General features: G+C 37.6%; 11 protein-coding genes and 5 pseudogenes. 11 read left to right on the top strand and 5 right to left on the bottom strand.

The genetic code is table 11. The features are described from left to right. Positions 1 to 581: 581 nt before the first annotated feature. Both AKG34_RS28905 and AKG34_RS11830 read right to left on the bottom strand, forming a co-directional pair. A complete protein-coding gene (locus AKG34_RS28905; protein WP_236694936.1) occupies positions 582 to 860 on the bottom strand; it encodes a hypothetical protein in 279 nt (92 codons plus the stop codon). Positions 861 to 865: 5 nt separating this feature from the next. Continuing rightward, positions 866 to 1,813 carry an IS110 family RNA-guided transposase gene (locus AKG34_RS11830; RefSeq protein ID WP_236694935.1) on the bottom strand — a complete coding sequence of 316 codons (948 nt, stop codon included), beginning with the start codon at positions 1,811 to 1,813 and terminating at the stop codon, positions 866 to 868. 432 nt (positions 1,814 to 2,245) lie between these two features. On the opposite strand from AKG34_RS11830, the gene AKG34_RS11825 reads away from it, so the two are divergent. The 7 genes and pseudogenes from AKG34_RS11825 to AKG34_RS11805 all read left to right on the top strand — a co-directional run bounded on the left by AKG34_RS11825 (position 2,246) and on the right by AKG34_RS11805 (position 6,110). Further along, positions 2,246 to 2,455 (top strand): hypothetical protein, encoded by a 210-nt coding sequence (locus AKG34_RS11825; protein ID WP_053346252.1) that lies wholly within the window; start codon positions 2,246 to 2,248, stop codon positions 2,453 to 2,455. 628 nt (positions 2,456 to 3,083) lie between these two features. Then, on the top strand, positions 3,084 to 3,824 hold the full coding sequence (locus AKG34_RS11820) for a YybI family spore inner coat protein (protein WP_236695015.1): 741 nt from the start codon (positions 3,084 to 3,086) through the stop codon (positions 3,822 to 3,824). A gap of 444 nt (positions 3,825 to 4,268) precedes the next feature. Beyond that, positions 4,269 to 4,451 (top strand): hypothetical protein, encoded by a 183-nt coding sequence (locus tag AKG34_RS11815; protein ID WP_053346250.1) that lies wholly within the window; start codon positions 4,269 to 4,271, stop codon positions 4,449 to 4,451. Between the two features lie 68 nt (positions 4,452 to 4,519). Beyond that, entirely contained in the window at positions 4,520 to 4,651 is a 132-nt protein-coding gene (locus AKG34_RS28900) for a DUF6254 family protein (protein ID WP_223305502.1), read from the top strand. 158 nt (positions 4,652 to 4,809) lie between these two features. Further along, positions 4,810 to 4,908 (top strand): annotated as a pseudogene (locus AKG34_RS27545) (DUF4822 domain-containing protein); the annotation flags it as partial. 255 nt (positions 4,909 to 5,163) lie between these two features. Then, on the top strand, positions 5,164 to 5,616 hold the full coding sequence (locus AKG34_RS11810) for a nucleoside deaminase (RefSeq protein ID WP_053346249.1): 453 nt from the start codon (positions 5,164 to 5,166) through the stop codon (positions 5,614 to 5,616). A gap of 266 nt (positions 5,617 to 5,882) precedes the next feature. Next, a complete protein-coding gene (locus AKG34_RS11805) occupies positions 5,883 to 6,110 on the top strand; it encodes a recombinase family protein (RefSeq protein ID WP_053346248.1) in 228 nt (75 codons plus the stop codon). A 535-nt stretch (positions 6,111 to 6,645) separates the two neighbouring features. On the opposite strand, the gene AKG34_RS11800 is transcribed toward AKG34_RS11805, so the two are convergent. Next, positions 6,646 to 7,641, bottom strand: a complete 996-nt coding sequence (locus AKG34_RS11800) for a zinc-dependent alcohol dehydrogenase family protein (RefSeq protein WP_053346247.1) — start codon at positions 7,639 to 7,641, stop codon at positions 6,646 to 6,648. 568 nt (positions 7,642 to 8,209) lie between these two features. Here AKG34_RS11800 and AKG34_RS11795 point away from each other — a divergent pair. Further along, positions 8,210 to 8,577: pseudogene (locus AKG34_RS11795) on the top strand (winged helix-turn-helix transcriptional regulator). Between the two features lie 236 nt (positions 8,578 to 8,813). On the opposite strand, the pseudogene AKG34_RS11790 reads toward AKG34_RS11795, so the two are convergent. Continuing rightward, positions 8,814 to 10,032, bottom strand: a pseudogene (locus tag AKG34_RS11790) (IS110 family RNA-guided transposase). An 810-nt stretch (positions 10,033 to 10,842) separates the two neighbouring features. Here AKG34_RS11790 and AKG34_RS11785 point away from each other — a divergent pair. The 3 genes and pseudogenes from AKG34_RS11785 to AKG34_RS11780 form a co-directional block, all read left to right on the top strand. Further along, on the top strand, positions 10,843 to 12,156 hold the full coding sequence (locus AKG34_RS11785) for an HAD family hydrolase (protein WP_053346246.1): 1,314 nt from the start codon (positions 10,843 to 10,845) through the stop codon (positions 12,154 to 12,156). A gap of 698 nt (positions 12,157 to 12,854) precedes the next feature. Further along, positions 12,855 to 12,980 (top strand): annotated as a pseudogene (locus tag AKG34_RS28895) (IS110 family transposase); the annotation flags it as partial. Position 12,981: 1 nt separating this feature from the next. Continuing rightward, a pseudogene (locus AKG34_RS11780) lies at positions 12,982 to 14,042 on the top strand (IS110 family transposase); the annotation flags it as partial. A 171-nt stretch (positions 14,043 to 14,213) separates the two neighbouring features. Here AKG34_RS11780 and AKG34_RS11775 read toward each other — a convergent pair. Further along, positions 14,214 to 14,921, bottom strand: coding sequence for a DNA alkylation repair protein (locus tag AKG34_RS11775; RefSeq protein WP_053346245.1), 708 nt, complete (start codon positions 14,919 to 14,921; stop codon positions 14,214 to 14,216). Positions 14,922 to 15,060: the final 139 nt, after the last annotated feature.

Here is a 15,060-nt window from a genome sequence, read left to right as displayed (position 1 = left end):
AGAGTTATTACCCTCTTTATTTAATATCCTTTAAGAATTCTTCTAAGGAATCATATAATACAGATGGTTTCCATTCGCCCATGCCGTGTTCAGCAGTCAGAACAGGATAATTTTTATTATGTATATCCACAAATATTTGGTCTTCTAAATCTTCATCGTAACCTATAACAAACCAACTTTCTTTCCAATCGCATTCGCCACTGCCTACAAAGGAGTTACCTTCCTCATCTTCTCTATATCCTAGTTGTCCTTCTTCAAATTCATCTTTGGAAAACAGATGAAAAGAAACGGAGATCGTTTCCTCTTCTACGCCCTCAAAATTTATTTCAATCTCATTAGTTTTGAGTGCTTCAAATCTTCTCTAAATCTTGATTTAACAATTTCCTTACCTCCCTTTTGACACATTGTCTATTTTAACTATATCTTTTTCTTCAACTAACAGGTGCTTTACTTCAATAAGGGAGTTGCTTTGGCATCTTTTTTTGTATGAAAACATATTCGTGAAAGGCCATACTAAAATAAGCCCACCATATTCTAATTTTTTGAAGGACGTAAATGTACTATGTCGTTATTTTAACTGGTTATGCAGTTTGTTGTTCTGATGGATCGATTGTATAGCCTTTCTTTTTTAGGTATTCGATCATTTTTAATTCTTTGTTCATTTGTTTTTCTTCAAGGTAATTTGAGCCTAGTTCATGATAGGGTTCTCCTGTTTTTAAGATGTTGTAAGCAATCGTCAATAGTAAATGAGCAGAAGCAATTCGTCCCTTCATTTTCCCCTGTCGTTTGGTAATCCTTTTTCGATGTGAAGCCATTCGATTATTTTGCCTTGAGGTTGCCAGTACACACTCTACGGCCATCGTTTTTAATGCTTTGTTACCTTGTGTGGTTTTACTCGTTTTTTTTTACCAGCACTTTCGTAATTTCCGGGACTCACACCAGCCCAAGAGGCAAGATGTTTAGCTGACTTAAATACGGACATATCAACGCCCATCTCTGCAATAAAAGTAGCTGCGGCAGCTTTGCTCACACCAGGTATTCCATCCAATAATTCTACTTCCTTACGATAGGGGGACAGGAGTTGATCGATTTGTTTTTCCAATTCTTCTATGGCTTTTTCTAAATAACTCATATGCTCCCAATGGTAACGCAACATATCACGATGATGACGGCGAATACGGCCATTAATTGCACTGGCAATGTCAGTAATACTTGCTTTTGTTCGCCAATCCACCATTTTTCGAAGACCATCGGTCTCTATTTTTTCACCGTTTAGAATCGCTTCAAGGATACGGCGTCCCGATACACCAAAAATGTCTGATAATACGGATGTTAGCTTGATATTAGCATCTTGAAGAATTTTGTGAATGCGATTCTGCTCTGAAGTGCGATGATGAATCAATTTTTTTCGATAACGAGTAAGATCTCGTAAATCACGAATATCCTCCGGTGGAACAAAATTGCTTTCAATAAGTCCACATCTTAGAAGCTTGGCAAGCCATTCGGCATCTTTCACATCCGTTTTACGCCCAGGAACATTTTTGACATGTCTGGCATTGGCAAGAACAAGGTGAAAAGAACCTTCGAGTATATTCCATATTGGTTTCCAATAGACTCCGGTACTTTCCATCACAACATCGGATACCTGAAGGGTAGCTAGCCAATCACTTAAAGCCAAGAGTCCCGTTGTTGTAGTTGAAAACGTTTCAATAGAGGTTTTTGGCTTTTTATCTAATGGACCAAATAGTACACAGGCTACTACTGTTTCTTGGTGTACATCTAGGCCAGCACACCGTTCAATCATTGCTTCCATAGGAGAATCACCTCAAAAAAAGATTAACAATACAAATGACAGGAGATTTGTTACAAAAATTTTTGTATACGTACTTGTAGTACACTAAATGGTTCTTCAATACTGTCACAACCAGTTTCTTATACAGGGTATCTTCCTTAAGATCCACCAAAAAAAGTTCAGCCTGGTTGTATTGTTATCATCCATTATTGTCAAGGGTTTAATGGGTTAGACTTTATTTTGGGTAAAGAGCAGGTTTTCGTGCTAGATGGTGGTGGCGAGAATCGCCGCCATAGAAGTTTCTTATGGATCTAAAAGAGCAGGTAAGTTGATCAAGCTATGTAGACACCAAATTAATATGTAATGGAAAAAGGGATTTTTGACGGTTATGTGAACAGGTAGGATTAGCAACTAGACATAGAGAATACCTATTATCAAAAGGGGGCTTCTTTAATGGAAAAAGAAAACTTACTACCTGTAAAATGTTCGGCGTGCAAAAAAGAATTGGACGCAATTGACTTGGTCATAATCAATGAATCACTTCAGCTGACGCATATTCAATGCCCGAATAAAGGAGAAATAGCAATTATTGATGTAGGATATTTTAATGCTGTATCCCGAAAATACCTGACCTGTACTCATGAAAAAGCCCTATTTAAGTAGGGGCATGTAAATCTTTCTTTGCAATTGCATTGTGGCAGATTATGTACTGATTGTGTTTTCTTCCACTAACAGTGCTTTACTTCAATAACAAGGGTTGCTGCGGCAACCTTTTTTTCTTGTGGAACTAAAGGGGCAGGATACTTGAAGAGTGTTGTTTAACTTTTATTCAACAATTGAGCCAGATTGTTGGACATTATTTTTAATTCGCACTAAGTCTATCGGCGAAAAAATAAACATCTACACTTAGATTCATTACGGAGAACCATATCATTAATAACGGAGCGATTTTAACCATATCAGGCAAGATTGGCTTTTTAAATATTTAGGGTAGTACATTCATAGTGCAATAAAAAAGGTCTTAAGGCTAAGGTCTTAAGCTATAGCTGCAAATTCCTGCATATAATTCTATATTGAGAAAAAGGAAGGTGGGCTGAATATGGACATGTATGATCTCAGAAAAGCGATCCATTACTATCAAACAAAAATACAAGAAACGAATGATCCTTATTATTGGTTCTTTCTGGCTGATGCGCAGGTAAGAGTGGGATTAACAGACGAAGCACTGCAAACAATTGATAACGCCTTGTCATTCCCAAATCCGTTTCCTTCAAAGCAAGAGCTACTGGAAATGAAGGTGAAGCTCCAGCATTTTCTTTCAAGAGAAATGAATCAGAACAACCCTTCAATTGTAACTGAAAAGCGGGTAGATATTGACGGAGACGGTATAATTGATAATGTCCTTCTTACAGCAAATAAAACCCCTGATAGTCCACTATGGAAAAATATAACTCTTGTCATTCAAAATGGGCGAACAAATCACTATCAGCAATTCCCCTTAAAGGATAACCTCGGATACAACCCCACACTCTTTATTGGTGATTTTACAGACAACAAGGTGGATGATATTTTAGTAGTCATAGATACAGGAGGAAGCTCCGGTACAATTTATACGTATGTATTTTCTTATATCAACGGTCAAATGAGGCAGATTTTTAATTCTGATGAATTCAATGAAGATTATAAGTACAGTGTGACCTATCAAGATCAATACAAAGCGACTGTGATCAGTCATAAACTAAAAGAAAAGTACATACTTGAACTTACTTACAAGGGAAAAGAATATTTAACTGAAATTTATAATAAGAATGGTATTTTGAAGGCATCGATAGAAGGCTGGGTCAATCCTTTGTCCGGTTTATATCCGGTCGATTTTAACAGGGACGGTACATATGAGCTCGAAGCCTATCAGAGGATAGCGGGGAGGTACAATGCTGACTCACTCGGATTTGTACAGACCGTATTGAAATGGAACGGGCATGTGTTTGGTCCTGACCGGCAGAATGTGGCAATCTTTGGCGTGGAAATATAACAGCTGGAATCATTATTTTTGGTATTCAAAGAAACTTCTTCATAGATAAGAAAAAATCAGAAGGAAAAACTGCCAAAGTGTCAATCATTACCTTTATTGGTGGTGAGTGGAAATTAGTTTGACTTCTATATTGATATGTCCCACTCCTGCTAACGTCTTGAACATCATGTATCCGATTATTCAAGTGAACCATCTCGTGCATTAGGGTATCCATTGTTTCGTAGAAATCCAAGTCAAGAATTCTGGTGTTAAGTTAATTTCAAACATCTTATGTAAAAACGGCAACATTGTAGGTATTTAACTTATAAAATAACCGAACTGGAACTTATTATTCACTTTGTTTTTTACCCGAATTACATGACAGATTCATGTTACTATCGGTTTTAATTCGGGGTATATTTCTTCTTTCTGATCTCATACTAAAGATAAGAAGGAGGGGTATCCATGGCAAAACGAACAAAGAAAAATGATGCAGACCAAAAGAACAAACAAGGATTTGATTCAAGCAAAACTGATTCAGAATTCTCTCAAGAATTTGGCAGTGCAAACGCTAATCAAGCACATAAAAATAAAGCAAAAAAAGAAAAAGCTTCTAAAAATCAAGGTGAGTGGAATGGCATGCATTAATTCTTGAGGGCGGAGGCTTATCATGCTTTAAACTGTTTACTGAACTTTATGTAAAGGAGCTTATTTAGATGACACAATCTAAGCGACAACAAGAACGCCAATGGAAAGATCGTAAGCAATCGCAGAATCCACATGGTAAGGTCAGATCATTTGAACAATTAACTGAAGATATGGGCAAAAATGAATCTGAAACTAAGTAAAACTGTTTAAGAATGAGAGGCTATCCCAAAGGTCAGAGCCCCACATAATAGTGAGGTCACTCCCTTGGGGTACCCTCTCTTTGTCGTTACCTAAAAAACGTTAGTCATGCTGTTTCATTAAAGGGCCATTTAATGGAGCAACGAAAAAGCCTAATTTCTATAAAAGAACTGGCAAAGACAAAGATGGTAAAGACATAAACGTATACGTTGAGCATGAATCTTATAAAGGTGATCTTAAACCAAAATCCACTAAATAAAAAACGTCAAATAGGTTATCATCTAGTCAAAAAGGGAATGGAGTTCTTCGTTCTCTTTTTGTTTTCCTTTAACAATAAAAGGAATAATTAGTAATTGGTGGACAACTGAACTTTTTCCTCCGACAATGGTGTCCCCAATTTCAAATTTATAAAACTATAGTGTTTATAAGTGAACGATTATTCAGCAAGGCCATTGTTAATGTCTTATAATTACATTAACAGTATTTAATTTAAATCATTAATGGAGGTTTTGAAATGGATATATTCATGGAACGAGCAGTAGAACTAGCGGTAGAAAATGTTCGTGAGGGTGGACAACCTTTTGGTGCAGTACTTGTGAAAAATAACAACGTTGTAGCTGAAGGTGTTAATGAGCTGCACAAAACTTATGATGTTAGTGGACATGCGGAATTACTGGCTATCCGGCGTGCACAAGAGCAATTACAAACGAATGATCTATCAGGTTATACAATGTATGCAAGTGGGGAGCCTTGTCCGATGTGTCTAACGGCAATGTACTTTGCTGGAATCGAAAAGGTTTTTTATTGTGCTTCAGTTGAGAATGCGGTTGAAGTGGGATTAGGGAAATCTAAAATTATATATGAGGATTTACAAAAAACAAAAGCAGAACGCTCACTTTCGATGATACAAATGCCATTAAATGAAGGGCAAAAAAATCCAATGAAGCTTTGGAAGGAGAGAACGTAGTCTTGGGAAACTGTGGGTTTAATGATTCAGGAAACAAGTTTATATAGTTTATTGATCTTCAGCAAACGGGCGCATTTCTGTAGTAACGATAAAAGTCCAATTTCTCAATTTTAATGCTGAGAAATTGGACTTTTTATATTTACTTATAGTGCAAAATAACACCTAAAATGACATATTTGTTTATTTATTCTTGTTTCATGTCTAGAAGTTAATCTGTAATTATTAGTATAAAACACTTAAGACTTTTAGACAAAGGGTGATACATATTGTTAATTGGTTATGCGAGGGTTTCAACTACTAGCCAGGATTTAGAAACGCAAAAGGAAATATTAGAAAAGGAAGGGTGCGAAAAGCTTTTTGTTAAAAAAGTAACCGGGACAAGTACAAAACAAATAGCCCAACTTTATGAAGCTATTGAATTTGCACGAGAAGGAGATACATTAGTAGTAACTGAAATAGATCGTTTAGCTCGTTCTTCTTTTGGACTTAAATAAGATAGTTCATGAATTAGCTGAAAAAGGGGTTAATGTAAGATTTGTAAAAGAGGATATGATATTTGATGGTGCTACAGGAGTTCCACGTTCCACCTTATTTGCAAAAATTAAATAAAATAGATTTGGTGAATGGACTGATAATCTGGTTTATTACATCAATTCGAAATAGAAAATTCTTAAACTGACTAGGTGCGTTAGTTGAGATCCGGGGCTACCATTTGGTGGCCTTTTTTCTTACTAACGGGGCAGGATAGTTCATTAAGAAAAGGAATTCTTGAGGTATAAAGTATGATTTTTGGAATGAAGAACAAGAGGATGTAACCGAAAAGAAATTGACAAAAACTTTTATTTAAAGAGTAGTATTGGTTTCAAATGATCTTAAAGTTGCCGATATTTCTATTACTATGCCCTGTTGGTTTTTACGGTAAATAAAAATAAAAGCAGACGGTACATCGAGAATCTTATAGAGATTCTATTGACCATCTACTTTTAATTGAACGTAAAATTGTTGAGGCATTTCAAATTTGCAATAATATTACCAGCTATTTTTCAAAACAATTTTTCCTATCGCCTTGCCTGACTCCATGTACTCATGGGCTTTTGATACTTCATCAAACGTAAAAATATTTGAATCCAAAAGCGGACGCAGTTTCCCTTCCTCAACCATCCTAGCAACCTTCATCAAAATTTCTCCATAATGTTTATGCATGTCCTTGTTTAATATCTTCAACAACATAAAGGTAACATGAAGGGAAAGTCCCTTTGAATGTACGGGGGAGAGGTCATGAGTCGAACGAGTAGCAATGGCTGTTACCGTTCCATGTACCGCTGCCGCCTCAAAAGAGCGATCAAGGTTTTCACCCCCTACCGTGTCAAACACGACGTCAAATCCTTTTCCGTTTGTATATTTTTGTACATAGTCATGAACACTTTCTTCTCGATAATTAATAGTTATATCAGCACCAAGGCGCGTGCCAATCTCCAGTTTCTCTTGCGAAGAGGCAGTTGTATAGACTGTCGCTCCTCCCCATTTGGCTAATTGAATGGCGATGTGTCCTACACCTCCGGTGGCTCCATGGATCAATATATTTTGTCCAGGTATAAGCCTTGCACGATTAAATAATGCTTCCCAAGCAGTTATGGAAACTAATGGTAAAGCTGCGGCTTCTTCCATCGTCAAATTTTTCGGCTTATGAGCAAGTAAATCGGCATCTGCAAGCATAAACTCTGCAAGTGCACCGCCAGTGCCTCTAAATCCACCCGCGCATCCAAACACTTCATCGCCAATTTTAAACTCGGTTACTCCTTCACCCACTGCAGATACCAACCCTGACACATCTCCGTGTAATACTGCTGGAAACTTGGGTGCAACGGCTGGAACTGCACCAGCACGAACTTTCGTATCAATAGGATTTACACTCGTAGCCTTTACTTGAATAAGTACATGTCCAGGTTTCAGTTCAGGTTTTGAAATCTCTTTATATTGAAATACGGATGGTTCACCAAAAGACTGAATAATTTGTGATTTCATTTTAGTTACTCCTTATTATTTGCCTGAAAATAGGAAAATGTCTCATTACCTATTCATGGTCAGGATGATGGTATGTGCTAAGAATAAAGCTAATATAACCTACTTTTACTTCCCTTTGACCTTTATGATACAAGCTTCTTCTCTAATCTATGTCTAGGTGATTTATTAAATCGTAAATTACCTGTTAAAAGAAACCGGATGGTTCCCATGGTAATTGGAGGGGATGACAGAAGACCAAATTTAACAGAAACAGCTCCAAGTTCCTATAAGATGGAAAATAATACCCCCTAAAACAATCCCAATCTCTTACCCTCCCTTCGAAACAATCATAAAAATGAATCCTTCATGTGTTATGAGATAATCTGGTTCCAATCCACTGCTGTGCCAGTCAGTGTCATTCTCATCGGATTTTTTTACGAAACATCTTTAATGGTGAATAGTCTAAAAAGAGAGAATATTTAGTCTTCACTTGTAAAATCAATGATACTTTATATATTATAAATTTAAAAGTACGCACAATTTTGTGGAATAGGATAAAATTTGATACTTAAAAAAATTGGGTGTTACTATGAAGGACTTTAATACAGAAAAGTGTCCTGATACCACAGCTTGCCCTGTTGCAATTACAGTAGATGTGATAGGCGGCAAATGGAAAGGGATCATATTATATAACTTAATTTCCGTACCTAAACGTTTTAACGAGTTAGGGAAACTTATACCTTATACTACAAAACGTATGTTAACATAACAACTTCGAAAATTGGAACAAGATGGTATTGTATATCTTGAAATATATCGAGAGATTCCTCCAAAAGTCGAATATTCTCTTACTGCTTTTGGGAAACATTAAAACCTATTATCTACCTCATGCGCGATTGGGGAGATAGGTACGAAAATGAGATTTTAATGAAACGAAAGACCTCAGAAAATGTGTAGCATCAATAGGGTCTCGCCGACAGATGATGTAGGTTCTATTGCTGTAGTTCATTCTGAAGGAGGAACAGCCGAAGGGACATTTTGCTTTCCTTTCCGTGATAAAAAATCATTTTTTGACTACCATGAAAATTAAACACTAATAATCAGGAAAAAGACCATATTAAATAAAACGCAAGCTTCAATTTTTTTGAAAAAGAGCGGCGCCCTATTAAAGATCTCCTAGAATTAATCGGTAGTTAGGATGCTTCTGATATATTTACGGTATATCCTAAGTTTTCTAACCTTCGGACCGAATTTCGTACAATGGAAGCTTGCTTTTGTTTATCAAAATAATCTTCGCCTAAGTCTACATACATTTCTTTCCTTGTTAAAAGATAATAAGAAATTCTTAACATGGCGTGGGCAACTACAATTCCAGCTCGTTTTCTTCCTTTTCGCGCAACTGTCCGTCTGTATAGAGCGCCAAGATAGTTTTGGGAGGCTCCAACTGAATGAGCAGCTTCGGTTAAAGCAGATTTTAAAGATTTATTTCCCTTTTTGCCTCTGGTTGATTTCCTTTTTCCTGCACTTTCATTGTGTCCTGGTACGAGGGCGGCCCATGAACATAATCTGGCTGCACTTTCGAACTGTTTTTCAACGTCCGTTCCGATTTCAGCTAGAATTTGTTCTGCCATTCGAGTGGCAATACCAGGTATTGAATCCAGTCGTTCTATGCTTTCTTGATACACACTAACTCTTTGGTCAACCTCTTGATCAAGTTTTTCAATCTGTTCAGTCAGAAAATCAATATGAGTAAGAATCGTTTTAAGCATCATGCGTTGATGAGGATTCACATACCCATTCAGGGCAAGGATTAAATCATCTTTTTTCTTCTTCATCGAGCGTCGCGCAAAGTTTGCTAGTTTCTCAGAATCATCCTCACCATTTGCGATCGCATGAAGCCATGTCCTTTGATGAAACGCCCATGATATCCGATACGACAGAGCCTAATTTGATATTTGCACCTTCAAGGACCTTTTGAATTCGATTATGCTGTCTAGCTCGTTCTTCAATAATACTTCTGCGATAACGAACAAGCTCACGTAATTCTCGCTGATTTCGATCAGGGATGAAGCTTGCTTTCAACAACCCATGACGAAGAAGTTGAGCGATCCACTCGGCATCCTTGACATCTGTTTTTCGACCAGGGACTGCTTTCATATGTTGTGCGTTAACAACTAAAAATTCCATTTCTTCAGCCTCAATTAAGTTCACGATAGGCTTCCAAAACACACCTGTGCTTTCCATAACGACATGAGTGCAACCATGTGATTTAATCCAATCCATCAGTTGAATTAAAAACACCGTTTTTGTAGAAAATGTTTGAATCTCCTTTCCTTCGGGGGTCATAATGCAGGCGGTAATGTTATCTTTATGTACATCCATTCCGCATACTCGTTCAATGATAACTTCCATTGAAACCATCCTTCCTATGGCGAAAAAATTAGAGGCTGGTGCAAAAACCAGAATAGGATTAATCTACCATGAGTGCTTCCCGTAAGGGAGCGACAGTCTGTGATGCACCGAGGTCGTTGGAGTCAGACTAACGGATGGGCTCTAATGGCACCATAGTTCATCGACCTTCCTCACCCAGCCATAGAATCAGTATGGACGGTTTTCCACCATTTTCATTCTCTGTGGTGCAGCGCTGGTCGTGCGCTGCATGGTTGGCTAACGGGTGAGTTACTTCAATAAGGGAGTTGCTTAGGTAGCTCTTTTTCTTATGGTTCTAAATGGGCAGGATAGTTGAGTGAATAAGGAAATATAGAGTTTTAAAGGACAGAGATACATAAGTGGAGAATATGTTTCTTTATCAAAAAAAAGGAGGCTAATGAGTTAGTCTATATTTTTTGTAATCGCTCCATTGGTTAGGCAATATATTTTTTATTTCATTAAAGAAAAAGAGTGAAATATATAAAATTTTTTCTTTGGATAATTCAGCTAAATCTTACTTTCTCGTCCATAATTTTTAAAAACGTTACTAATGTAGCTCTTTTGTAATTTTTGAGCAAAACGGGCGCTTAATTGAATAAGGATCACAGAAATGATTAATCTTTTTTATAAAGTTACAATTTTTAAGAAAAGAAGCACGAATAAATATTTGACTATTTAGAAAATTCGTGATAATATTTACGGATAAAAGAATCAATCGGCAATGGCGCCTGTTTCAATAGCTAATAACTAGCTATTGGGCAGGCGCCTTTTGCATTTTTCAGGGGGGATAATATGAATAATAGAACCAAATTAAAAGCTTTATTTGGCATGATCGTTATTTGCTTGTTTTTGTATGCTTCCTTAGGAGCGGCTGCAAGCGGAAAAGCAGTTTCGACTCCGCAAAAAAGGGAGGGCCATTGTATTCAAGTGTTGGATAAAGGGAAATGGGCTCCTGACACCTATAAGTCTGTTCAAAACCTAATCGATAAGCATGGTGCTGGAAGTTCAGGATACGATCCAAAGCGAAAACCTTATGTTGTTTTTGATTGGGATCATACGAGCATCATGAATGATACGGAGGAGGCCCTCTTTCTTTATCAAATCGATCACTTGGCATATAACATGCAACCGGATGAGTTTTATGAAGTGATCAAAAAGAATGTGCCGAATGGACCCTTTTCACACGAGTTTAAAAACCTTCAAGGTGATGTGGTCACTCTCAAGGAAATTGCCGAGGATCTGAAGCGCGATTACGAATTTCTTTATTCCAACTATAATGGGATGAATGGAAAAGAGCGGTTAGAAACGCTTCATTCAACTGATCAATTTAAAGATTTTAAAGCGAAAATGTACTTTCTGTATGAAGCCATTGGGGAAACATACGGTGTTGAAATCGGATATCCTTGGGTGCTTTATTTATTTGCTAACATGTCGACAGAAGAAGTTCAGCAGCTTGCAGAGGCTTCAAATGATTATAATTTAGGGGCGGAAATGGCATCGGTGACGCTTATAAGTCCTGGGGCCATGTTAGGAAAAGCCGGTACTGTTCAAGTTACCTATACAACAGGACTGCGTCTGGCCTCGGAAATCGCAAACTTAATGCATACTTTTATGGAGAATGGGATTGACGTTTATGTTATTTCGGCTTCGATGGAAGAGGTGGTGGAGGTATTTTCGTCAAATCCAAAATACGGCTACAACCTTCCAAAGGAAAATGTCTTTGGGATGAGATTAAAAAAGAAGGAAGGAATTACTCAAGCAGAATATGAAGACAATTGGCCGATCACTGCTCGAGAAGGTAAGGTGGAAGTGATCGAACACGCCATCTCCAAAACGCGGGGCGGATACGGTCCGATATTCGTAGCGGGAGACAGCAGCACAGATTATGAAATGCTGACAATTAAGAGTTTGAAACTCGGTCTAATTATCAACCGCCTCAAAACAGGTGATATCGGCAAGCTTGCGAAAACAGCTGCAGAACGGATGGGCAAAAACAACCCGAAATATGTTCTCCAAGGAAGAAATGAGAATACAGGCTTATGGATACCGACTGAATACACGATCAAGCTTGGGTCAAATGAAGAAAAATTGTTGGCGAATCCATAAAAAGATTCGTCCAAGGAGATTCAGTCACACTCGGAGTATAAAATAATGATTGATGATGATATCTTAGACTCGCTTTTATACAATCAAGTTACCAAAACATAACCAAAATCAGTCTAAATCATGCACCCTATTCTCATTAAGTCATTTTAAATGAAGCTAAATCTTCTACTCTCATTTCGTAAACATAAAGTATTTTGGGGTTTACATATTGAAGAATTAAATCAAATTCGGTAGCAAACAAAAGTATTTATTTAAAAGTAATTGAAATTCAAGAAAAGGGCGCTTTCCTACTAAGAAGGATCGCGCTCATTTTTACATTTAAGGGCTATTTAATGGAATAAGACTTACAAACAAAACTGGATATTTATATTAATATTGGTGTGAGAATGTGGGGGGGCTCTATTTTTTTCAAACCTGATATTTAACGATCTACAGGAATGCTAACAGGTGCGTTCGTATGTCGACCAGTAAAAATTACTAGTTGACCTTTTTTTAATAGAATCTATTATATCAGTAGCCAGGGTAGGACGTACGGGTGCGTGGGGACTTGATCCCGTGAACTAAACTGTCCGCCCCCTATTTGTAGAAACATGTTTGAGGGATGGTTGGGACGTAGATCTCGTATAACAAGCGAAGCTATGACACTAAATGGAGGACTTGGGGTACTGGTAAGTAAGTAAGTAGAGGAGGAAAAAACAATGAATCCAGTTGTTGGTTTGGATGTGGCAAAGGGAGAGAGTCAAGTTCAGGCACTTTTAGATCATTCTAAACCGTATGGGAAGAGCTTTTCAATGAAGCATATCAAAGAGGAATTAGATCATTTTNTTGAAGCATATCAAAGAGGAATTAGATCATTTTTTAGACTTTTTAAAAGAGATTGAAGAGGTGACAAGGCAGATGCCTATGGTCATTTAAGAATCTACAGGGCATTACCATACTCCTGTTATTCAATACTTGGAGTAACAATGGATTCTATATATCTTACTAAATCCGATTATTTCTTATCAGGCAAAGAAGACCAGTTTACGAAAGGTAAAAACAGACGTAATCGATGTGTATCAGTTGTGTGTGCTGTATTATAAAGAGGATTTTGAACCTCATAAATTAGAGGAAATAAGCTTTTAGATCTGCGGAATTTGTCAAGACAACAGGAAATCGTAACGAATATGTATGTGGAAGCTAGACTTCAGTTTCACACCATTTTAGATCAAGTGTTTCCTGAATACCGGAAGGTTTTTGGGGATCCATATTCGAAGGTTTCTTTATTGATGTTAAAGGAATATTCCACTTTAGAGGAGGTATTAACAGCCGGGGAAAGTAGACTAGCAGAGAGTGTTATAGAGTTCTGTTCTAGCCGATCAGGTGAATGGGCATGGGGAAAAGCAAAAAAATAATGGATTCCGCATCTAGAAATCCATTACAAAAAAGCGTGTATGAAAGTCAGGTAATCCATCTTCATATGTATATTGAGTTGCTTTTTCATTACCAGGGACACCTTTCTGATTTGGAAGATCGTATAGTGGCCCTGGCAAATGAAATGGAATAAGATCATTCAATTGATTCCCGGTATAGGAGAAAAAATCGCAGCCACGATTATCTCTGAAATTGGTGAAATCAATCGCTTTAATCATCCGAAAAAACTGGTTGCCTTCGCTGGGTAAGTTTACGGCAACCATTAATCGTATGACTAAAAGAGGTTCGAGCAGACTACGTCATTCTCTGTATCTTGCCGTACTATGCGGCATAAGAAGTTCAAGTAACAAAATGATAAGAAAAAAACAGAAGGAAAACCGGTCAAATTTTCAATCGTTGTCTGTATTAATAAGTTGCTTCATTGGATTTACGCTTTATTAAAGAGAAAAGAAACGTTCCTAGATTTATCCTAATTAACGGTTTTGTGAAACAGAGAAAAATCCTTCCAAAAGTGTTTTGGAGGGATTTTTGGCATGGTCAAAAATAATAGATGTAGTTTTATAAAAAAGTTTGATCATTTCTGTGATCCTTCTTCCATTAAAGTGCCCGATAATTGAAGATAGTTCACGATGCAAGGCTATTATTTAACATCTTACATTTTTGCGTTTGAAACCAAGCTGCCCTTTATCTACTTCCTTTTGAATACTTTCGGAAGCGAGTAGGAAACTGCTTTTTTTCTTGTCCCGTTTGACTTCTACTGGGCCTACTGCCTTTGCGGTCTCGACCGCCTTATCATGGAGCGGCAAATATGAAATCCCCACTGTGTATATAAAATTATTCATAGCGTATTTAGTTCGTTCTGGAGAATCGTAAATCGTATTTTCCACATTTTCAAGCATATTGGCAATCTTGCTTTCGGAAAATTCACCGTCCGGGCGATTTCCCAAAAGCCAGCAGTAGCAACTCCAGCCCGCTGACATTCTCAGCTCTTCACCGCTTGCGATCCATTTATCGGCAACGTCTTGTGCAATATCTGTTTCAGCTAAAGTTACTGCGACCACATAATCGGACAGCATATAAAAATATGCCGCATCCATCCAACGCTCAAAATCCGCTTCAGCCATTGTTTTTGGGTCTGCAATTATGCCTGCAAAGTACATTGCGTCGTAGTTCCCTGTGGCGTAAAGCTGCTCAGCCAAAGGTTGATTTTTTTTGATCTTCTTGGCGATCGGTTTCATAGCGCCTGTAGCCACGCCAAAAAGCGGCTCGTGCGCGCCATTGGATTCGTAAATTTTCTTGGTTCGTTCCTTGCCGAGAACTTCAAGCTCCTGCATAACCATTTGTAAATTCATCGTTTTAGCACTTCCTTCTTTTGGAGGTCTTTCCCCCTAGATTTAAGACCCTCAAATCCATCTCTATTAGCCTATAACAAATCTTTACATTTGTCAGCAAAACCACAGTCTCAACATGTGCAGAGTGTAAGTGGAAACA

Source organism: Peribacillus butanolivorans (genome assembly GCF_001273755.1).
GTDB lineage: Bacteria > Bacillota > Bacilli > Bacillales > DSM-1321 > Peribacillus > Peribacillus butanolivorans.
This window is presented reverse-complemented; position numbering and strand designations above follow the sequence as displayed.